Raw genomic sequence first — 19,703 nt, 5'->3', positions numbered from 1 at the left:
ATGCTGTCCGGGCTGACCATCCGCGGTCGCTGCCTGCTGGCCGCGGGCGTGGCAGCCGGGATCTGCGCGCTGGTCCTCGACGAGCGGGACCTGCTGCGGGTCTCGGCGTTCGTGATCGCATTGCCGCTGCTGGCGCTTGCGCTGTCCGGCCAGGTCAGGTTCGGGGTGGCGGCTCGGCGGGTGATCGATCCACCGCGCGTGGAGGTCGGATCGCGGGCTGACGTGCAGCTGCACGTCAGCGGCAGCGGCCGGTTGCCCGCCGACGGGCTGGTCCTGGAGGACGGCACCCCGCACGCGCTGGGCGGCCGACCCCGGTTCCGGCTGCCGTTCGTGCCCCGCCACGGCGGCCAGGTGCTGACCTACTCGGTGATCCCCGCGCTGCGCGGCATCCACCACATCGGACCGCTGCGCACCTGGATCGGCGACCCGTTCGGACTGGCCCTGTTCGACCGCGAGCTGGCCGGGCGCTCCCGGCTGGTGGCCACGCCGCAGGTCGTCCAGCTGGCCGGGCTGCCCGCCGGATCCGGGCTGGGCACCGGCGAGGACGGCACCGCGCGGCTGCGCGCCGGGCACGGCGAGGACGACGCGATGGTCCGCCAGTACCGGCAGGGCGACGACATCCGCCGGGTGCACTGGAAATCCACCGCGCGACGCGACGAGCTCATGGTGCGGGTGGAGGAACGACCCTGGCACGGTGGCGTCACCGTGCTGCTGGACCGGCGTTCGGCCGCGCACCGGGGCAACGGCGCGGGCAACAGCGTCGAGTGGGCGATCTCCGCGGTCGCCAGCATCTGCCTGCACCTGGCCCAGCACGGCCAGCAGGTCCGGCTGGTCACCGAGGACGGACAGCCGCTGACCCGCAACATCGGCGGCGACGACGGCGGCCGGGACGAAGCGCTGCTGGACTCGCTGGCAGCCGTGCGCCCGTCCCCGCAGCGCGATCTGGAGTGCAGCCGCGACCCCGGCGACGGGCACGAGCTCATCGCGGTGCTCGGCGAGACCACCACCGCCGCCGTCGCGGAGCTGACCAAGCTGCGCCCGCAGGAGACCCGCAGCATCGCGGTGCTGCTCGCGGTCCGGTCGTGGAACGGCGACGGCGCGGGCAACGACGTGGACGACGCCGCGCGCAGGCTGCGCGCGGCGGGCTGGACCGTCGTGGTGGCCGACGGCCCGCGCACGCCGATCACCGAGGTGTGGCGGGAGCTGTGCGGGCAGACCAAGGCAGGCGACACCGCGGGAATGATGCAGTGAGCACCGACGAGACCGGTTCCCTCGACACCTCGCTGGTCGCCGCTGCGGCGGGAGCGGTGGCCGTCATGTGCGCCTCGGCGGCGTTCGCCGGGGTGCTCGCGGACCTGCGCTGGCTGCTGCCCGCGCTGATCACGGTCGCGGCCGTCGTGGGCGCCGGCGTGCTGGGCAGGCACCTGAGCTGGCCGAACGTGGGCATCGCGGCCGGGCAGCTGACCGTGCTGCTGGTGACGTTGACCGTTCTGTTCGCGGGGTCCAGCGCGTTCCTCGGGGTGCTGCCGGGACCCGCCGCGTTCGGCGAGCTGGCCCGGCTGCTGGGCGGTACCAGGGAGCTCATCAGCACCGGGGTGCCGCCGGTGGCGGCCGAGCCGCCGCTGCAGGCGCTGGTGTGCCTCGGCCTGGGCGTGGTGGCGCTGCTGGTGGATCTGATCGCGGTGGGCATCGGCACGCCCGCGGTGACGGGCCTGGTGCTGCTGTGCGTGTTCGCGATCCCGGCGTCGTTGTCGGACCGGATGCTGCCGTGGTGGTCGTTTGCGCTGGGCGGTGCCGGATACGCGCTGCTGCTCGCCTCCGGTGGCCATCACCGCAGGTGGAGGCGTTACGAGGAAACGGACCGGGTCGCCTACGCGCTGTTCGGCCGGACCACCTCCGTGGTCGCGGGCACGGCCGGGGTGATCGCGGTGCTGGCCGGTTCGGTGTTCACCGGGGTCGGCACCGAGGGCCGGCTGCCGGGTTCGGTCCCCGAGGAGTTCGGCGGGACCGACGGGATCGGGCTGCAGCCGTTCACCTCGCTGCGCGGGCAGCTCAACCGCGACCAGGTGGTCGAGCTCTTCCGCGTCCGGGGGTTGCAGCAGGACAGCTACCTGCGCGCGATGACGCTGCGCAAGTTCGACCCGCGTTCCGGCTGGCAGCTCGACGGCCTGACGCAGGGCGTCGACGCGAACGCCCCGCTGCCGCTGCCGGAGGGCACCACCATCGGACGCGGCAGGCCCGAGCGGATCGAGGTCCAGCCGATCGGATACCGCGACCCCTGGCTGCCGGTCTTCGGCACGCCGGTCGCGGTGTCGGGCATGGGCCGGAACTGGCGGTACGACCCGGCCGCGGGGATCGTGTTCACCCAGACCAACCAGGAGACCCGGCCCTACACGCAGCAGGTGATCGTCCCGGATCCCTCGCCGGAGGAGCTGCGCGCCGCGCGCGGGCCGATGCCGATCGACCCCGCCTACGTCGACGCCTCGGGCATCGCGCCGGGGGTCGCCGATCTCGCGCGGCGGCTGGCCGAGAACGCGCCCACCGAGTTCGACAAGGCCGTGGCGGTCAACCGGTACTTCACCGATCCCGCCAACGGGTTTCGCTACGACCTGACCACGGCCCCCGCGACTGGGCAGGACGCGCTGAGCGACTTCCTGTTCCGGGGCAAGCGCGGGTTCTGCGAGCAGTACGCCTCGTCGATGGCGGTGCTGCTGCGCTCGATCGGCATCCCGTCGCGCGTGGCGGTCGGCTTCACCGCCGGCTACCAGGACGGCACCGAGCAGGTCATCACCACCGAGGACGCGCACGCCTGGGTGGAGGCGTACTTCCCCGGCTGGGGCTGGCAGACCTTCGACCCGACGCCGCTCAGCGACGGCCGCACCGCGCTGCCGCAGTTCCTCGACACCGCGCTGCACCCGCCGCAGGCGCCCGCCCCGCTGCCCGGTCAGCCGCAGCCCGCCCCCGAACAGGGAGCACCGGTTCCGCCTGCGGCCGGGCCGCAGCCCGACCAGCCCGACGCCCGCGACGTGCCCGAGCAGCGCCGCGAGCCGGCCGATCGCAGCTGGTCGGTGGTGGTGCTCGTGCTGATCGCGCTGGTGGCCTGCGCGGGCGCGGCGACTCCGCTGGCCGTGCGCGAGATCCGCCGCGGCCAGCGCCTCCAGGCGATCACCGAGGGCCGCGCGGGTGCGGCGGACACCGCGTGGCGGGAGGTGCTGGACGAGTTCCGGGACCGCGGCTACCAGCCGCGCGACACGCACACGGCCCGGCAGCTCGCCGACCGGCTGGCCAAGGACCACGACCTGGACGCGATGGGGGCCGACGCGCTGAAACAGCTGGTCAAGGCCGTCGAGCGGGAGTGGTACGCGCCCACCTCCCAGGCGGACGGCACCCTGCCGGAGACGCTGAAGGCGATCAGCGCGAGCCTCCAGCAGAACGCTCCCCTGGACCTGCGCTCCCGCCTCTTCCCGCGCTCGGCGCTGCCCCCGTGGCGCACCTCCTGAGGGCCGGCCGGAACCGCTGCCCGCACGCACGAAGATCGCCGCCGGGTCCTCATGGGGCCCGGCGGCGATCGTCGATGTGGGGTTCTACTGCTCGAAGCGCTTGCGGAAGCGCTCCTCCATGCGTTGGGCCAGCGATCCGCGCCCGGAGGCACGGCCGGAACCGCGCTTCGGCTTGTCCCCGCCGCCGCTCTTGTCATCCGTGGCCTCGGCGTCATCGCCGCCACCGCGCAACGCGGACAGGACGATCACTGCTCCGCCGAACATCACGAGGAAGCCGACCACGCTCAACACCGGGATCTCCGCCGGTCGGAGGGCGGGGATCACCGCGCCGACGACCAGCAGAGCAAGGCCCAGCACGAAGACGGCGATGCCCTGCAAACGCCGACGTCGGGATGGGCGTTGTAGCCGTCCTCCGCGCACGGTGGAGGCGAACTTGGGGTCCTCGGCGTAGAGCGCGCGCTCGATCTGCTCGAGCTGTCGCTGCTCGTGCTCGGAGAGTGGCATGACTCCTCCTCCGGCACAGGTTCTCGGTGGCGCCGGGCTTGCCGACCGGCGAACGCTTGGGGGCGTCACCACTGAGGATACGGTTCCGGAGACGCGACGACTACCCGGTCCGGCCACCGGAAACCTGCGACATTGCGGACATCGTCGGTTCGGGGCTGTGATCGACATCTTCCACGAGGTCAACGACCAGCGGTAATCAGCCGAGGCACCCAGGGTAGTCGCGGTCAGTGATCATCTTGTCACCTGGACGGCCGATCTTCGAAATTTCCGAAACCGCACGGTCCGCCCTGGTCTCAGCCGGGCTTCCGAGCGATCGCGTGCAAGCGGGTGGCGATGTCGCGCAGCGGCGAGCGGGTGGCCGCGGCCTGCTCCAGCTCCGCGACGGCGTCGGCGGTGCGCGGGTTGTCGTCGGTGACCGAGCCCGGCACGAGGTCGCTGAGCGCCCCTTGGCCCTGGACGAGCTCGACGGTGAACCCGCCCGCGCTCAGCGAGCGCTGGAGCCCGTCGGTGTCGAACCGGCGCTGCAGGGTTTCCGATCCGGCGTCCAGGACGCCGTCGGCGTCGTTGAGCAACCGCAGCGCCTCCCCGACGCGGCCCGCCAGCGCCCGGCCGAGGACCGCCGCGTAGCGGTTGGCGACCAGCACCGACACCGCTCCGCCGGGGGCGGTGGAGGAGGCCAGCGCCGCGATGGCGGCGTCGACGTCGTCGACGACCTCCAGCAGACCGTGGGCGAGGACGAGGTCCGCACCACCGTCGGGGCTGAGCGCGGCGAGGGCTTCGGTGTCCCCTTGCAGCGGGGTGACGCGATCGGCGACCCCGGCGTCCTCGGCACGGCGCTGCAGGGTCGCCAGAGCGTTGGGGCTGGGATCGATGACGGTCACCGCGCAGCCCGCTTCGGCCAGCGGCACCGCCCACACGCCGCTGCCGCCGCCGACGTCGAGCACGCGCGGTCGGCGGCCGAGCCGCTGCGCCGCGTCGGCGATCTCGGTTTCCAGCACCTGGTGGACGGCGTCCGATCTCATGCCAAAAGCGTAATGCCGGGCGAGCCGAGATCCGCAACGGCGTGCCGCACCAGGACCGCCTGGGCAAAACACGGCCAGCACTGCTCATGTCGACGCCGGTTCCGTAGGCTGACCGCGTGCAGACGGTTGCGGTGCTGAGTCTCAAGGGTGGCGTGGGCAAGACGACCGTGGTGCTCGGGCTTGCCTCGGCCGCCATGCGGCGCGGGGTTCGGACGCTGGTGGTCGATCTCGACCCGCAGTGCAACGCCACGGCCGCCCTGGAACCGGAGAAGACCGCGAAGGGTCTGAGCGATGTCCTCGCCGATCCCGGCCCGGAGGTGTTGCGGGCCGCGGTGACCGGCAGTTCGTGGGGCGACGAGGTCGACGTGCTGGTGGGTTCGGAGGACGCCGAGAGCCTCAACGGGCACGCCGACGGCGACCACCTGTCCCGGCTCGACGACGCGCTGTCCGAATTGGACGATCTGATCGCCGAGGGCGAGCTCCCCTACCAGCTGGTGCTGCTGGACTGCCCGCCGTCGCTGGGCCGGCTGACCCGGTCCGCGCTGGTGGCGGCCGACCGAGCGCTGCTGGTGACCGAGCCAACGATCTTCGCGGTGTCCGGTGTTCAGCGCGCTTTCGAGGCGGTCCAGGCCGAGCGCGCCACCAACCCGGACCTCCAGCCGCTGGGCGTGGTGGTCAACCGGGTGCGGCCGAGGTCGCACGAGCACCAGTACCGCATCGACGAGCTCCGGGACATCTTCGGCCCGCTGGTGATGCCGGTCGCGCTGCCGGACCGGCTCGCGGTTCAGCAGGCCCAGGGCGCGTGCATGCCGATCCACCAGTGGGGCACGCCGGGCGCTCGCGAGGTCGCGCTGGCGTTCAACCTCATCCTCGCCCGCACGCTGCGCGCGGGCCGGACCCGCCGTCCGGAGCCCGAGGACGAGGACTTCGCCGAGGAAGCCGAGTGACTCGGTGCCCGAGGGCGACACGGTCTTCCTCGCCTGCCACCGGCTGAACGAGGCCCTGGCCGGGCGGGAGCTGATCCGCGGCGAGATCCGGCACCCCCGCCTGTCCACTGTGGAGCTGAAGGGCCGGGTGGTGAGCGAGGTCCGCCCGGCGGGCAAGCACCTACTGATCCGCTTCGAGCACGGCCGCACGCTGCACAACCACCTGAGGATGGACGGCGCCTGGCACCTGTACCCGCCGAGCGGCCGATGGCGGCGGCCCGGACATCAGGTGCGCGCGATCCTGGCGACGGCCGACCGGGTCGCGGTCGGCTTCGCCCTGCACGACCTGCGATGGCTGCCCACCTCGGGCGAGTCGGAGCTCATCGGGCACCTGGGCCCGGATCTGCTGTCCCCGGACTGGGGCCCTGAGCAGGAGGACGAAGCGCTGCGCAGGCTCACCGCCGACCCGGACCGCGAGATCGGCCTGGCCCTGATGGATCAGCGGATCATGGCGGGCGTCGGGAACCTCTACAAGACCGAGGTCTGCTTCCTCCTCGGCCGCTCCCCTCGTACCCCGGTGGGCGAGATCGACGCCCGCGCGGCGGTCCGGCTCAGCCACGACCTCCTCCTGCGCAACGCCTGGCATCCGGAGCAGACCACGACCAAGAGCCTCCGCCGCGGCGATCAGCACTGGGTCTACGCCAGAAGGGCCTGCTTGCGCTGCGGAAACCCGGTCCGAAGAGGATCCCAGGGCCAACCCCCGGACCACCGCGTCACCTACCACTGCCCCCGCTGCCAACCCTGACCCCCGGATTTCAGTGGACATCAGGACACGGACTTCAGTGGAACTCGGAACCCCGGTTTCCACTGAAATCGGGAGAACGGGTGCGCGAGTCCCGGGGCCGGGGGACCAAGGGAGTGCTGGTCAGGGGACATTGCGGAGGTCTGCGAGGTTCCGCAGGAGGGGGTAGACGATGACGATCCCGATGGAGCCCCAGACGAGACCGGTGATGCGGAGGTCGCCGACGCTGAGCGTCAGATCGCCGACGCCGGCGATGACGGCCGTGCCGAGGACCGCGAGGTTGACGGGGTCGGCGAAGTCGACGCGGGCGTCGAGCCAGATCCGGACCCCGACCAGCGCGAGCATCCCGAACAGGACGAGCGTCGCTCCGCCGAGGACGCCCATCGGCACCGTGTTGATCAGGGCGGCGAGCTTCGGGGAGAACGACAGCACGATCGCCGACAGGGCCGCGACGAAGCAGGACGCCGTGGAGTAGACGCGCGTCGCGGCCATGACGCCGATGTTGGCCGCGTAGCTGCTCACCGCCGAGCCACCGGCCGAACCCGACAGCATCGTGGCCAGCCCACCGCCGATGAGCGCGTCACCGACGTAGGGGTCGAGATCGCGGCCCGACACGGCGGCGACCGCCTTGAGGTGCGCGACGTGCTCGGCGACCAGCACTATCGCCAGCGGAAGCACGAACGGCACCACGGAGACGTGCACCTGCGGCGTGATCATCTCCGGGAAGCCGATCCACGGCGCCGCGGCCAGCTCGGCGACCCGCTCGGGCACCAGCTGGCCCATCCCGGCCGCGTACAGCCACCCCACCAGGACGCCGATCAGCACCGCCGCTCGTCCCGCCATGCCGCGGCTGATCACCGTCAGCAGCACGACGGTTCCCAGCGTCAGAGCGGCGGGAACCCGCTGCTGGTCGAAGGACGAGACGGACTGCGGGGCGAGGCTGAGCCCGATCATGAGCACGATCGCGCCGGTGACCACGGGCGGCATCGCGGTCTCCAGCAGGCGCACGCCCAGCGCCTTGACGGCGACGCCGAAGGCCAGCACCACCAGTCCGACCACCATGATCCCGCCGAGCAGGGCCGCCGGACCGGCGCCGACCTCGCTGACCGCGGCGCTCATCGGCACCACGAACGCCACCGAGGAACCCAGGTAGCTCGGCACCCGGTTGCGGGTGATCACCAGGAACAGCAGCGTGCCCACACCGGAGAGCAGCAGGGTGGTGGCGACCGGGAATCCGGTCAGCAGCGGCACGAGAGTGGTGGTGCCGAACATCGCGAGCAGGTGCTGCACGCCGAAGCCGATCGTGAGCGGCCAGCTCAGGCGCTCCTCGGAGGAAACGACGGAATCGCGCAGCAGTGGTCGACCGTTGCCGTGCACGGCCCACAACGCCACATTGGCCTCCCCGAGCCACCGTTCAGGTGGAACTACTGTCACGGCATGTGATGACTGGGGAAAGATTACTATTCGGCATCACGCAATCAAGGCACCCGGTCCGTCGAATGTGAGAAATTATCGACTACCACTAGTGATGCGCATGCAGCGCGTGGTGAAGATCAGTGCTGAGCGGACCCGTCCACTTCGCCGAAGACCTCGCGCATCCCGGCGGCGAGACCGGCCAACCGGTCCGTGGCGTCCTGCAGCAGGTGCCGCTGCTCGCCCGAACCGCTCGCGGCCACCGCGCGCCCGGCCGCGGCCACCACACCGCCGTAGCCCGACACGCCCTCGTCCAGCTCCGCCCGCAGGCGGTCGACGTCCGCGCGGAGCTCCTGCTGCTCGGCGGGCGGCGCGTAGCGCATCGCCGACTCCACCGCCACCAGCCGCTTGGCGCCCCGGCGCAGCTCCGCCGCAGCCGTGTCCGCTGTCGCCCGCGCCTCGGTCGCCGAAGCACCCGCACCGGCCGAGGTGAGCTCGACCAGCGCGTTGTTGAGCGTCTGCTCCGCCTCCCGCAACCGCTGCATCGGCGGTCGCGCGGCCGAACCCGGAGCGGGCAGCGGCTCGCTGGCGGTGGACTCCGGCAGCGGCGTGTTCTTCAACTTCCGGTACTTCAACCCGGCGCTGACCGCGCCCACACCACCGGCCACGGCGACACCGCCGAGACCGACCGCGGCGGTCTCCCCGGCCCACTGCCAGAAGAAGACCGAATCCACGATCGGCGTCATCCACGAAGCGACGGCACCCAGCCCGAAGACACCGGCGGTGGCGCCGCTGGTGCCCGCGATCCGCTTGGCCGCCTTGCGCCTGCGGACCAGCCGGGCACGCGGGTCGCGCCAGTCGGCCCACTTGCGCCGGACCTCGGTCGCCACCGGCCCGCGCAGGGTCTCCAGGGCCGCCTCGCCCAGCTGCGCGAGCTCCTGTTTCCGGGACATGGCGCCTCCGCCTCGATCAGGCTTGGTCAGCCTGCGGCTTCTCCTGCTTCTTGGTCTCGGCGGGGGTCTGCTCACCGCCGCTGGAGAGCTGCTGCTGCGCACCGCCGGTGACCTGCTGCTGCTCGCCGCCACCCATGGAGGCGCGCAGCTGGGCGAGGCGGCTGGCGCCGGCCGCGTCCACGGAGGCCTGCTCGACCTCCATCATCCGGCCCTGCACGCTGTTCTGCGCGAGCTCCGCCTCGCCGAGCGCGGTGGTGTAGCGGCGCTCGATCTTGTCCCGGACCTCGTCCAGCGAGGGCGTGTTGCCGGGAGCGGACACCTCGGTCATCGACTTCATCGACGCCGAGACCTGCTCCTGCATCTTGGCCTGCTCCAGCTGGCTGAGCAGCTTGGTGCGCTCGGCGATCTTCTGCTGCAGGACCTGCGCGTTGCGCTCGACGGCCTGCTTGGCCTGCTCGGCGGCACCCAGCGACTGGTCGTGCAGCGTCTTGAGGTCCTCGACGCCCTGCTCCGCGGTGACCAGCTGGCTGGCCAGCTGCGTCGCGGTCTCCTCGTACTTCTGGGCCTTGGCCTCGTCCCCTTCGGTGCGGGCCTGGTCGGCCATCACCAGCGCCTGCTTGGCCGAGGCCTGCAGCTTCTCGACCTCGCCGAGCTGGCGGTTCAGCTTCATCTCCAGCTGGCGCTGGTTGCCGATCACCGACGCGGCCTGCTGGGAGAGGCTCTGGTGCTGCCGCTGGGCCTCTTCGATGGCCTGCTGGATCTGCACCTTCGGGTCGGCGTGCTCGTCGACCTTCGACGAGAACGACGCCATCAGGTACTTCCAGGCCTTCACGAACGGGTTGGCCATCTCCTCCGCCTGCCTTCTCTCCGCTTGCCGGCTGCCCCCAGCCGATCTCTCGCCGATACAACGCATCAAGAGCCTCGGCTGGTTCCATCGTGTCAGGTAGTTGTGTCCGCTTCCACCAAACACGGCAGATCTCCGGGTATTTCCCGGACCGCTCAACGTTGATCGAACCAGCCCCGTCCGACCGCCGCTGCTCCGGGGGCATAACGGACATTGAACCGTGATCAACTAAAACCAGACCGCCCCGCGGGCCGGTGGCACGCGGGGCGGTCGGGTGTGTCGTCTCGTCTAGACCCTGTTGAGAATTGCGGCGGAGCCGCTGTTTCAGTGTGGGACTCAACTCGCACCGCCGCAGGTTCTGCTACCCGCACCGCTGCGCGAAGCAACTCCTCACAAGCTCATAGTCGTTCAGGCGGCCACTACCTGCTTGCGCACCGGAGCGCTGATGCGCTGGCTGAGCACCGGCTGAAGCCCCGCGCGGGCGTCACCGGCATCGGCGAACTGCTGCTCGGCGTCGGCGAGCTCGGCACCGATGAGGCTCGGCACCAGCTGACCACCGTCGAGGTCCGCGGTCGCCGGCTGCTCGACGACGGATGGCACGACCATCGTCCCGTCGAGGTCACCGGCCACGGTCACCAACAGCTCTGGCAGCGGCAGGTCCAAGGCATCACAGATCGAGGACAGCAGCTCACTGGACGCCTCCTTGCGGCCCCGTTCGACCTCGGACAGGTATCCGAGACTCACCCGGGCAGCGCGCGAAACGTCCCGCAACGTCCGAGACTGTGCGGTCCGGGCGCGGCGCAGCCGTTCACCGACCGCCTCCCGCAACAATACGGTCATCGCGCGCCTCCCTTCCTTCGTCGCCTTCCGCGTGCACTACGCGTGAACGCCCCCTACGTTACTCATCGATGGGCCGGAACGAGAACGATCGAGCGGAAGTCCGCCCAGGGCGAACGGTCCATGATCGATCGGCCTAGTCCTCGTTGGGCCATGTTTACGCAGCGCACAGCGCACGCGAACACATGACGACCCCTCCTGCAAATTGTTCAACGCAGCAGCGCGGCGAAGTGTTCCAGAGCCACCCGAACGGCCGCCGCGCGCACCGCGTGGCGATCACCGTCGAGCACCACCGTGCGCACCTGCGTTCCTCGCGGACCGGTAAAGCCCAGGTGAACGGTGCCGGGAGCGACTCCGTCCTGCGGATCCGGGCCCGCCACGCCGGTGAGCCCGATGCCCCAATCCGCCCCGCACCGACGCGACGCGCCGACGGCGAGTTGGGCTGCCACGTCCGGGTGAACCGCACCGTGCTCGGCGAGCAGGTCGGGGTCCACCCCGGCGAGCCGGTCCTTGAGGTCGGTGGCGTAGACGACGAGACCGCCGCGCACCACGGCGCTGGCGCCGGGCACCTCGGTCAGCGCCGCCGCGACGAGTCCCGCGGTGAGCGATTCCGCGGTCGCGACCGTCTCACCGCGCTGCCGCAGGGCATCGATCAACGCCGCGACCTGCGAGAACGGCAGGCCGATGGGTTCGAGGATCATGCGCCGGCCCTCGCGTCGCCCGCGGCCCGCAGCCGCAGCGCGCGGATCACGTAGTCAAGGCCGGTCACGACAGTGGCGATCAGCGCGGCGGCGAGCACGATCCAGCGCGGGATGTCCATCCAGGAGCCCAGCGGCAGCAGGTAGAGCCCGATGGCGATGGCCTGCAGCAGTGTCTTGATCTTGCCGCCGTGGCTGGCCGCGATCACGCCGTGCCGGATCACCCAGAACCGCAGCAGGGTCACGCCCAGCTCGCGGACGATGATCACCCAGGTCGCCCACCACCACAGGTCGCCGAGCAGGCTCAGCCCGACCAGCGCGGCGCCGGTGAGCGCCTTGTCGGCGATCGGGTCGGCGATCTTGCCGAAGTCGGTGACCAACCCGCGCTTGCGGGCGATCTCGCCGTCGATGCGATCGGTGATGGAGGCCAGCGCGAACACACCGGTGGCGACCCAGCGCCACAGCTCGTCGTGCCCGTCGCCCCAGAACAGCGCGACCAGGAAGACCGGCACCAGCAGCAGCCGGGACATGGTCAGCACGTTGGCGATGTTGAGGACGGGCGCCTGCGGCGCCTGGCCTTCTGCCGTCATGGCTGCTCCCCGGACTTCTCCAGCGGTCGCACCACCAGGTCCACGCCTTCGCTGTCGATGACCTCGCAGCGCACCAGCTCACCGACCGCGAGCTCGTCGCACTCGACGATCAGGCATTCGCCGTCGACCTCGGGACCCTGGTGGTCGGCGCGGCCGATGACGTCGTCATCGTCGAAGCGCTCGACGATGACGCTGACCTCGGTGCCGATGCGGTCCTCGGCGCGCTGCGCGATCAGCTCGTCGGCCAGAGCGGTCAGCTGCTCGACGCGCTTGGCGACCACGTCCGGGTCGAGCTTGTCGTCGAAGCCCGCGGCCTCGGTGCCGTCCTCGTCGGAGTAGCCGAACACGCCGATGGCGTCGAGCCGGGCCCGGGTGAGGAAGTCCTGCAGCTCGGCGAAGTCCTCCTCGGTCTCACCGGGGAAGCCGACGATGAAGTTGCTGCGGATGCCCGCTTCCGGCGACAGCTCCCGGATCTGCTCGATGAGCTGCAGGAACGACTCGGTGGAGCCGAACCGGCGCATCCGGCGCAGCACGGACTCGCTGGAGTGCTGGAAGGAGAGGTCGAAGTAGCGCGCCACGCCCGGCGCGGAGGCGATGGTGCGCACCAGGCCCGGACGGGTCTCGGCGGGCTGCAGGTAGGACACCCGCACCCGCTCGACGCCGTCGAGCTCGGCCAGCTTCGGCAGCAGGGTTTCCAGCGCGCGCTGGTCGGAGAGGTCCTTGCCGTAGGAGGTGGAGTTCTCGCTGACCAAGAACAGCTCCTTGGCGCCGTTGCGGGCCAGCCAGGCGCCTTCGCCGAGGATCTCCTCCGGCGGGCGGGACAGGAAGGAGCCCCGGAACGAGGGGATGGCGCAGAACGAGCAGCGGCGGTCGCATCCGGACGCGAGCTTGAGCGCGGCGACCGGAGAGTCGTCGAGCCTGCGGCGGGAGACCTCCCGCGCGGCGGGCACCCAGCCGTGACCGGGGACGGCGACCTCGGCCGCGGCGGCCGGGCGCGAGACCGGGCTGATCGGCAGCATCGTGCGCCGGTCCTGCGGCTGGTGGGGCTGCACGGCGCGACCGGCGAGGACGTCATCGAGCCGGTCGGCGAGGTTGTCGTAGTGGTCGAAGCCCAGGACGGCGTCGGCTTCGGGCATCTGCTCGGCGAGTTCGGCGCCGTAGCGCTCGGCCATGCAGCCGACGGCGACGACCTTCGCGCCGGTGTCGGAGGCGGCCAGCAGCGTGTCCACGGAGTCCTTCTTGGCGGACTCGACGAAGCCGCAGGTGTTGACCACGACCACTTCGGCGGCGTCGGGTTCGACGAGGTCCCAGCCCCGGCCGTGCAGGTTGCCGGCGAGCTCCTCGGAATCGACCTCATTGCGGGCGCAACCGAGCGTGACCATGGCGACTCGGTGGTGTTGCTGCTCGGTTGACATACGCCGAGCCTAACGTCCCTGCCGTCGACCCTCGGCAACGAGCCTGCCACCGCAGAATGCCTCCGAGTGGTGGCCAAGATTACGACTGTCCGGACGACCATCGTCCTGTTGCAATGGTTAGGCTTACCTAACGTGAATGCCATCGAGGTGCGACCGGCACGAGCCCGCGACGCGCGAGCGATCAAATCGTTGATCGACCACTACGCGGGAAAGGTGGTCCTCGGCAAAGAACTGGTCGCCCTCTACGAGGACATCCAGGAGTTCCGCGTCGCCGAGGACGAGGGGCACATCGTGGGCTGCGGCGCGCTGCACGTGCTGTGGGAGGACCTCGCCGAGATCCGCACCGTGGCCGTCGACCCGATGGAGAAGGGGCGCGGGGTCGGCCACCTCATCGTCGACCGGCTGATCGAGCGCGCCGCGGAGCTGGGACTGTCCCGGATCTTCGTGCTGACCTTCGAGACGGAGTTCTTCGCCGGGCACGGCTTCCGGCCGATCGCCGACACGCCCGTCCCGCCGGACGTCTACGACGAGATCCGCCGCTCGCCGGACGAGGGCGTCGCCCAGTTCCTGGACCTGGCGCACGTCAAGCCGAACACCTTGGGCAATACGCGGATGCTGTTGCAGCTGGCCTGATATTCGCGCGCTCCGCCGAGGGCGCGGAGTTACGATGGATGCATGAATGGTTATGCGCCGTCGGAGATAGTGATTCGACGGGCTCGGATCGCCGACGTCCCGACGATCAAGGCGCTGGTCGACACCTACGCGGGAGAAGTGCTCCTGGAGAAGGAACTCGTCACGCTCTACGAGGACATCCAGGAGTTCTGGGTGGCCGAGGACGGCGGTCGCGTGGTCGGTTGCGGCGCGCTGCACGTGCTGTGGGAGGACCTCGCCGAGATCCGCACGGTGGCGATCGATCCGGTGGTCAAGGGGCGCGGCATCGGGCACCGCGTCGTCCGGCGGCTCGTCGAGCTGGCCACCGAGCTGGGCCTGACGCGCGTGTTCGTGCTGACCTTCGAGACGGAGTTCTTCGGGCGGCACGGCTTCCGCACCATCGACGGCGCTCCGGTGAGCCCCGAGGTCTACGAGGAGATGCGGCGGTCGGTCGACGCCGGAGTCGCGGAGTTCCTGGACCTGGCCAACATCAAGCCCAACACCCTGGGCAACACCCGGATGCTCCTCGAACTGCCGGTGTGACGGCGCCGCGCCGGAGCCGCTTCGGGGTTTCCGCTCCCCGCTCCGCCTGAGCCCGAACTCCACCCGCCGTCGTTCATCAACCGTTCGCGTTCGTAAGTTCGCAACTTTCTCACGAGCCCCTCTGGTACCGGTTATAAACAACTGTGGTCATCCGTTCCCCCCAGAGGAGCCTGCCTTGGAACGCAACCGTCGCCGTGGCCTGATCGCCACCGTGGCCGCCACCGGTGCCCTGCTGCTGACCGGCGGAACGGCGCTCGCCGCCGACCTCACGCCGGAAGAGCTGCAGAAGACCACCGACAACTACCTCTACGAGTACTCGCTCGACGAGTTCACCCAGACCCGCTCCGAGCAGCCCCACCCCGACCAGCTCGACTGGTCCTCCGACGGCTGCTCCTACTCCCCGGATTCGCCGTTCGGCTACGAGTTCCTGGAGAGCTGCGACCGGCACGACTTCGGCTACCGCAACTACAAGTCGCAGGACCGGTTCACCGAGGACCACCGGCTGAAGATCGACGACAACTTCCGCGACGACATGTACTCGGCGTGCGACGGCGAGGACGCCTGCGAGGCCACCGCGGACCTGTACTACCAGGCCGTTCGCCAGTTCGGCGGCTCCGCCTCGTCGCTCGCCGAAGCCGTGGAGATGGCCAACGTCCCGGAGCGCGCCGCCCAGCGCTGAGCGCCCTGTTCGAATTTCGCGCGAAGTTCGACAACCAAGCCAACCGCACCCCACTGACCTGCGCAGACACGCCCGACCGCGTGGGCGGATTCAAATTTCGCGCGAAATTCGAAAAGCCCTCACCCGGCGGGAGGACCGTCTCGCCGGGTGAGGGCCGTCTTTTCCCGCTGCTCGGCCGTCAGCGGCCGATCCGGGTGTCCATCGGACGGGGTTCGGACTTCGCCGCAGCGGCCCCGCCGTCGATCGGGCCGACCCCGTAGAACGCCTCGCACGGCCCGCCGATGTAGTGCTCGAAGTCCGTGGCCACGTGGATCATGGACTTGCCGTCCTCGCCGGCCAGCAGGCTGGGGCTGAAGTTCCGGCAGGAGCTGCCCTGGTTGTAGCTGATCTGCACCGGGGACGGGATCTCCTTCCACGGCCCGTCGAGGTCCTTCGGGTCGTCGTTGACCATCACGGTCTTGCCGTTGCCGGGCGCCCAGCCGCCGTTGTCACCGCCGAGCATCTGGTAGCCCAGCAGCAGTCGTCCGTTGGGGGTCGGGCCGGGCGCGAGAGCGATGGTCGGCGTGCCGAGGGGCTGCCCGCCGGTGTCTGAGACGATCTCGGTGCCGAGGTCGTAGGGGTCGCCCCAGTCCCAGCCGTCAGAGGATTTGCGGATCCAGACCGTGCAGGTGTGCACCGGGTCGTAATTGCAGACCTCGTAGACCATCAGGTAGGTGCCGTCCGGCAGTTTGCGAACTCCCGACATTCCGGGGCGCACCGTGAACTCGTCGTTCTTCAGCATGTCCTTCGCATCGGTCCAATTACGACCGTCCGAGGAACGCACCTGCACCAGTTTTTGATCGTGCTTCGGGTCGCTGTCATCGGAATAGAACGCGACCAGGTCGCCCTGGTCGGAAACGGTGAACTCGGGTTCCCACACGCCGGGCCCGACCGGGGCCTGCACGACGTCGGAGAGGTAGCTCCAGGTCTTGCCGTGGTCGTCGCTGCGCCACACGCGGATGCTGGTCCGCCGCTCGTCCTCGTCGGAACCGATGCCCGCGGAACCGGCCCACAGCAGCGTCCCGGCAGGCATGTCACCGACCTGCTGCGGAAGCTCGTACAGAGTCGAGCAGCACATCCCCTTGGTGTCCTCACCTGCGGGATCGTGGATCTCGGAGAGCGGCTGGAAGGTCTTCCCGTCGTCGCGGCTCTCGAAGATCACCGCGAAACCGGCGTTGTCCCGGTAGGTCGTCATGCTCGACAGCACGCGGCCGTTGGCCTCGCCGGAGTTCTCCAGCCGCACCAGCCGCGGATAGCTGGAGCCGCCGACGCGCAGCAGCTCGCCCTTGTCCACGTCTTGGGTCCCGACATCGCCGGGAGCGGGTGCGGATAACGCCGCGTGCTGCAATCCGGCGACCACCAATGCCGCCGAGAACAACACGACCAACAAAGCGCGAACTTTCCGAAAGACCATGCGGAATACCCCTCAACCCGCGGGCGGATCAACCGTCAGCGGCGGAGAGGTTATCGCAGAAAGGATCTGAATCGAGCCCGCTGGAAATTCCGTTCAGAGCAATTCGAAGAACGCAAACGGAGCAGTGGAAAGAATGCGAAACGAACGGTGATGAACAATGTGAAAAGCGCGGAAAAAGAAACGGTCCCGCGGCTTGAACCTCGCCGCGGGACCGTGCTCACTCCTCTTCGCCGGGCGGTGGCCCGCCGCGGATCGAGTACAGGGCGTTCTCCAGCTCGTCCGGTTTGACCAGCACGTCGCGCGCCTTGGAACCCTCCGACGGACCGACGACCCCGCGCGATTCGAGCAGGTCCATCAACCGGCCGGCCTTGGCGAACCCGACCCGCAGCTTGCGCTGCAACATCGAAGTGGACCCGAACTGGCTGGTCACGACGAGCTCGGTCGCCTGCAGCAGGACGTCGAGGTCGTCGCCGATGTCGGAGTCGACCTCCTTCTTCTCCCCCGCCTTGGCCGCGGTGACCCCGTCGGTGTAGTCCGGGTCGGCCTGGTCCTTGGTGTAGGCGACGATGCGGTGGATCTCGTCGTCGGCGACGAACGAGCCCTGCACGCGCACCGGCCGCGAAGCACCCATCGGCAGGTAGAGCGCGTCGCCCATGCCGATCAGCTTCTCGGCGCCGGGCTGGTCGAGGATGACCCGGGAGTCGGTCAGCGACGAGGTCGCGAACGCCAGCCGCGAGGGCACGTTGGTCTTGATCAGGCCGGTGACCACGTCCACCGACGGCCGCTGGGTGGCCAGCACCAGGTGGATGCCCGCGGCGCGGGCCTTCTGCGTGATCCGCACGATCGCGTCCTCGACGTCGCGCGGAGCGGTCATCATCAGGTCGGCCAGCTCGTCGACGATCGCCAGGATGTACGGGTACGGCTTGTACTCGCGCTCGCTGCCCAGCGGCGCGGTGATCTCGCCCGAGCGCACCTTGGCGTTGAAGTCGTCGATGTGCCGGACCCGGTTGGCCTGCATGTCCTGATACCGCTGCTCCATCTCCTCCACCAGCCAGGCCAGCGCGGCAGCGGCCTTCTTCGGCTGGGTGATGATGGGCGTGATCAGGTGCGGAATGCCCTCGTAGGGCGTGAGCTCCACCATCTTCGGGTCGATCAGGATCATCCTGACCTCCTGCGGGGTGGCGCGCGCCAGCAACGACACCAGCATCGAGTTGACGAAGCTCGACTTACCGGAACCGGTCGAACCCGCGCACAGCAGGTGCGGCATCTTGGACAAGTTCGCCGTCACCATGTGACCTTCGATGTCCTTGCCCAAGCCCATGACCAGCGGATGCGTGTCCTTCGCGGCATCGCTGGAGCGCAGCACGTCGCCGAGCCGCACCATCTCGCGGTCGCTGTTGGGCACCTCGATGCCGACCGCGGACTTGCCGGGGATCGGGGCGAGCAGCCGCACGTTGTCGGTGGCGGCGGCGTAGGCGATGTTCTTGGTCAGCGCGGTGATCTTCTCGACCTTCACGCCGGGCCCGAGCTCCACCTCGTAGCGGGTGACCGTCGGGCCCCGGGTGAAGCCGGTGACCTGCGCGTCGATGTTGAACTGCTCCAGGACCGCGGTGATGGCCTCGATCATCGAGTCGTTGACCTTGCTGCGGCTCTTCGGCGGGTCCCCGTCGGTGAGCACGTCCAGCGGCGGCAGCTGGTAGTCGCCCTCGACGTCGCGGCTGATCAGCGGCTGATCGCTCTTCTTCGGCTTCTCGGGCTTCTCCGGCTTGGCGGCCGGGACCTCGGCGGCCTTGGGCTTGGCGGGTTTGGCCGGCTCGTCCGGGACGTCGTCGAGGGAGAGCTGCTCGTCCTGCTCGGACATCGCCGACTGGCGGCGCCGGGACGGGCGGCGCAGCTTGACCGCATTCGGATCGCCTTCGAGTTCGGCCTTGCTGGGCGCGGGTTCGAAGCCGCCCTCGTCGTCGTGGCCCTCGCCGCGCAGCTTGGCGAGCACCTCGCGGACCGAGGACCCGGTGAGCACGAGCAGCCCGAACAGTCCTGCGAGGACGAGCACGGGAACGGCGACGTAGCCGGTCAGGCCGTAGGCCAGCGCGCCACCGGCGACGAATCCGAGTGCACCTCCCGCTACGGGCCATGCTTCGGACTCCAACGGGGAACCCGACAGGACGTGGATGGTTCCCAGCGTCGCGAACAGCAGCAGAACCGAGCCGATGACCACGCGCGGCCGGGCTTCTGGGCTGGTCTCGGTGCGCATCAGGATCACCGCGGTGATCAGCAGGACGATGGGGAGCACGAGCGCGCCGATGCCGATGACCGAGCGCAGCGCCCAGTCGAACCAGTGACCGACCGGCCCGCCCGCCTTCCACCACACACCCGCGGCCACGATCACGGCCAGCGCGAGGTGGATCAGCGCGATTCCGTCGCGGCGGTGGGCGGGGTCGAGCTCGCGGGTCTTGCCGACCGCGCGGACCACGCCGCCGAGTCCGCCGCCTTGTTTCTTGGTGTTCTTGGCGGGGGTGCGCTTCGCGGGCGTCTTGCGCGGCGCGTGCGTCGATCGGGGATTCGGCTTGCTCTGCCCCTTGGAGGCGCTGCTCTTGCCCTTCGCCCCCGCAGCGGAGCCGCCACGCTTCGCGGCGGAGCCGCTACGCTGCGTCGCCGCCTTGCCGCGCGACGAGCCCCGCCCCCCGTTAGTTGTCCGGCTCGCCATGCCCCACACGGTATCGGCACCCGCCTCTCCCGTCACAACAACCACAGGGGTTCGCGCCCTTCCGGCGCACAAGCCATGAGATCCTTGCCCATCATGGTTGCCCTGCCCAGCGGCCCGGAGCCGACACACCGAAGCGACCGCGAGAACCTGTTCCGCACCACGCCGA

The 19,703-nt window shown here is 70.2% G+C and carries 18 protein-coding genes; 7 read left to right on the top strand and 11 right to left on the bottom strand.

Annotated elements, in window-relative coordinates; all coding sequences use genetic code 11:
- Nucleotides 1-1,251 (top strand): DUF58 domain-containing protein, encoded by a 1,251-nt coding sequence (locus tag AB0J78_RS13125; protein ID WP_363789146.1) that lies wholly within the window; start codon nt 1-3, stop codon nt 1,249-1,251.
- Nucleotides 1,248-3,500 carry a DUF3488 and transglutaminase-like domain-containing protein gene (locus tag AB0J78_RS13120; protein ID WP_363789145.1) on the top strand — a complete coding sequence of 751 codons (2,253 nt, stop codon included), beginning with the start codon at nt 1,248-1,250 and terminating at the stop codon, nt 3,498-3,500. Before AB0J78_RS13125 ends, AB0J78_RS13120 begins: the two co-directional genes overlap by 4 nt.
- Before the next feature lie 84 nt (nt 3,501-3,584).
- On the opposite strand, the gene AB0J78_RS13115 is transcribed toward AB0J78_RS13120, so the two are convergent.
- The gene (locus AB0J78_RS13115) at nt 3,585-4,004 is read right to left on the bottom strand and encodes a DUF3040 domain-containing protein (RefSeq protein WP_363789144.1); all 420 of its coding nucleotides are present in this window, start codon (nt 4,002-4,004) and stop codon (nt 3,585-3,587) included.
- Between the two features lie 293 nt (nt 4,005-4,297).
- Nucleotides 4,298-5,026: a class I SAM-dependent methyltransferase gene (locus AB0J78_RS13110; protein WP_363789143.1), complete on the bottom strand. Its 729-nt coding sequence runs from the start codon at nt 5,024-5,026 to the stop codon at nt 4,298-4,300.
- 116 nt (nt 5,027-5,142) lie between these two features.
- Between AB0J78_RS13110 and AB0J78_RS13105 the strand changes: the two genes are divergently transcribed.
- Nucleotides 5,143-5,973: a ParA family protein gene (locus tag AB0J78_RS13105; RefSeq protein ID WP_363789142.1), complete on the top strand. Its 831-nt coding sequence runs from the start codon at nt 5,143-5,145 to the stop codon at nt 5,971-5,973.
- Between the two features lie 4 nt (nt 5,974-5,977).
- The gene (locus AB0J78_RS13100; protein WP_363789141.1) at nt 5,978-6,757 is read left to right on the top strand and encodes a DNA-formamidopyrimidine glycosylase family protein; all 780 of its coding nucleotides are present in this window, start codon (nt 5,978-5,980) and stop codon (nt 6,755-6,757) included.
- Between the two features lie 120 nt (nt 6,758-6,877).
- On the opposite strand, the gene AB0J78_RS13095 is transcribed toward AB0J78_RS13100, so the two are convergent.
- The 7 genes from AB0J78_RS13095 to rimO form a co-directional block, all read right to left on the bottom strand.
- Nucleotides 6,878-8,146 carry a solute carrier family 23 protein gene (locus AB0J78_RS13095; RefSeq protein WP_363789140.1) on the bottom strand — a complete coding sequence of 423 codons (1,269 nt, stop codon included), beginning with the start codon at nt 8,144-8,146 and terminating at the stop codon, nt 6,878-6,880.
- Between the two features lie 161 nt (nt 8,147-8,307).
- The gene (locus AB0J78_RS13090; RefSeq protein WP_363789139.1) at nt 8,308-9,120 is read right to left on the bottom strand and encodes a hypothetical protein; all 813 of its coding nucleotides are present in this window, start codon (nt 9,118-9,120) and stop codon (nt 8,308-8,310) included.
- 16 nt (nt 9,121-9,136) lie between these two features.
- Entirely contained in the window at nt 9,137-9,967 is an 831-nt protein-coding gene (locus AB0J78_RS13085) for a PspA/IM30 family protein (protein WP_363789138.1), read from the bottom strand.
- Between the two features lie 405 nt (nt 9,968-10,372).
- Nucleotides 10,373-10,804 (bottom strand): helix-turn-helix transcriptional regulator, encoded by a 432-nt coding sequence (locus AB0J78_RS13080; protein WP_363789137.1) that lies wholly within the window; start codon nt 10,802-10,804, stop codon nt 10,373-10,375.
- A gap of 206 nt (nt 10,805-11,010) precedes the next feature.
- Nucleotides 11,011-11,502: a CinA family protein gene (locus tag AB0J78_RS13075; RefSeq protein ID WP_363789136.1), complete on the bottom strand. Its 492-nt coding sequence runs from the start codon at nt 11,500-11,502 to the stop codon at nt 11,011-11,013.
- Nucleotides 11,499-12,089 (bottom strand): CDP-diacylglycerol--glycerol-3-phosphate 3-phosphatidyltransferase, encoded by a 591-nt coding sequence (gene pgsA, locus AB0J78_RS13070; protein ID WP_363789135.1) that lies wholly within the window; start codon nt 12,087-12,089, stop codon nt 11,499-11,501. Before pgsA ends, AB0J78_RS13075 begins: the two co-directional genes overlap by 4 nt.
- Nucleotides 12,086-13,504 (bottom strand): 30S ribosomal protein S12 methylthiotransferase RimO, encoded by a 1,419-nt coding sequence (gene rimO, locus AB0J78_RS13065; protein ID WP_363789134.1) that lies wholly within the window; start codon nt 13,502-13,504, stop codon nt 12,086-12,088. Before rimO ends, pgsA begins: the two co-directional genes overlap by 4 nt.
- Before the next feature lie 132 nt (nt 13,505-13,636).
- On the opposite strand from rimO, the gene AB0J78_RS13060 reads away from it, so the two are divergent.
- The 3 genes from AB0J78_RS13060 to AB0J78_RS13050 all read left to right on the top strand — a co-directional run bounded on the left by AB0J78_RS13060 (nt 13,637) and on the right by AB0J78_RS13050 (nt 15,377).
- Complete coding sequence (locus AB0J78_RS13060) at nt 13,637-14,137, top strand: amino-acid N-acetyltransferase (protein ID WP_363789133.1); 501 nt, start codon at nt 13,637-13,639, stop codon at nt 14,135-14,137.
- Nucleotides 14,138-14,179: 42 nt separating this feature from the next.
- The gene (locus tag AB0J78_RS13055) at nt 14,180-14,698 is read left to right on the top strand and encodes an amino-acid N-acetyltransferase (protein WP_363789132.1); all 519 of its coding nucleotides are present in this window, start codon (nt 14,180-14,182) and stop codon (nt 14,696-14,698) included.
- Between the two features lie 175 nt (nt 14,699-14,873).
- Nucleotides 14,874-15,377 carry a phospholipase gene (locus AB0J78_RS13050; protein ID WP_363789131.1) on the top strand — a complete coding sequence of 168 codons (504 nt, stop codon included), beginning with the start codon at nt 14,874-14,876 and terminating at the stop codon, nt 15,375-15,377.
- Between the two features lie 178 nt (nt 15,378-15,555).
- On the opposite strand, the gene AB0J78_RS13045 is transcribed toward AB0J78_RS13050, so the two are convergent.
- Nucleotides 15,556-16,797 carry a sialidase family protein gene (locus tag AB0J78_RS13045; protein ID WP_363789318.1) on the bottom strand — a complete coding sequence of 414 codons (1,242 nt, stop codon included), beginning with the start codon at nt 16,795-16,797 and terminating at the stop codon, nt 15,556-15,558.
- Between the two features lie 250 nt (nt 16,798-17,047).
- Nucleotides 17,048-19,537, bottom strand: coding sequence for a DNA translocase FtsK 4TM domain-containing protein (locus AB0J78_RS13040; protein ID WP_363789130.1), 2,490 nt, complete (start codon nt 19,535-19,537; stop codon nt 17,048-17,050).
- Between the last annotated feature and the right edge of the window lie 166 nt (nt 19,538-19,703).

Source organism: Saccharopolyspora sp. NPDC049426 (assembly GCF_040676935.1).
In the GTDB taxonomy this organism is placed as follows: Bacteria; Actinomycetota; Actinomycetes; order Mycobacteriales; family Pseudonocardiaceae; genus Saccharopolyspora.
The sequence above is the reverse complement of the archived record's forward strand: the minus strand, read 5'-3'. Positions and strand labels throughout refer to the sequence as shown.

Bases quoted from the DNA above. Each gene is read 5' to 3' on its own strand.
- AB0J78_RS13125 (WP_363789146.1), top strand. From the start codon at position 1: ATGCTGTCCGGGCTGACCATCCGCGGTCGCTGCCTGCTGGCCGCGGGC.
- AB0J78_RS13115 (WP_363789144.1), bottom strand. From the start codon at position 4,004: ATGCCACTCTCCGAGCACGAGCAGCGACAGCTCGAGCAGATCGAGCGC.
- AB0J78_RS13110 (WP_363789143.1), bottom strand. From the start codon at position 5,026: ATGAGATCGGACGCCGTCCACCAGGTGCTGGAAACCGAGATCGCCGAC.
- AB0J78_RS13090 (WP_363789139.1), bottom strand. From the start codon at position 9,120: ATGTCCCGGAAACAGGAGCTCGCGCAGCTGGGCGAGGCGGCCCTGGAG.
- AB0J78_RS13085 (WP_363789138.1), bottom strand. From the start codon at position 9,967: ATGGCCAACCCGTTCGTGAAGGCCTGGAAGTACCTGATGGCGTCGTTC.
- AB0J78_RS13080 (WP_363789137.1), bottom strand. From the start codon at position 10,804: ATGACCGTATTGTTGCGGGAGGCGGTCGGTGAACGGCTGCGCCGCGCC.
- AB0J78_RS13075 (WP_363789136.1), bottom strand. From the start codon at position 11,502: ATGATCCTCGAACCCATCGGCCTGCCGTTCTCGCAGGTCGCGGCGTTG.
- pgsA (WP_363789135.1), bottom strand. From the start codon at position 12,089: ATGACGGCAGAAGGCCAGGCGCCGCAGGCGCCCGTCCTCAACATCGCC.
- rimO (WP_363789134.1), bottom strand. From the start codon at position 13,504: ATGTCAACCGAGCAGCAACACCACCGAGTCGCCATGGTCACGCTCGGT.
- AB0J78_RS13055 (WP_363789132.1), top strand. From the start codon at position 14,180: ATGAATGGTTATGCGCCGTCGGAGATAGTGATTCGACGGGCTCGGATC.
- AB0J78_RS13040 (WP_363789130.1), bottom strand. From the start codon at position 19,537: ATGGCGAGCCGGACAACTAACGGGGGGCGGGGCTCGTCGCGCGGCAAG.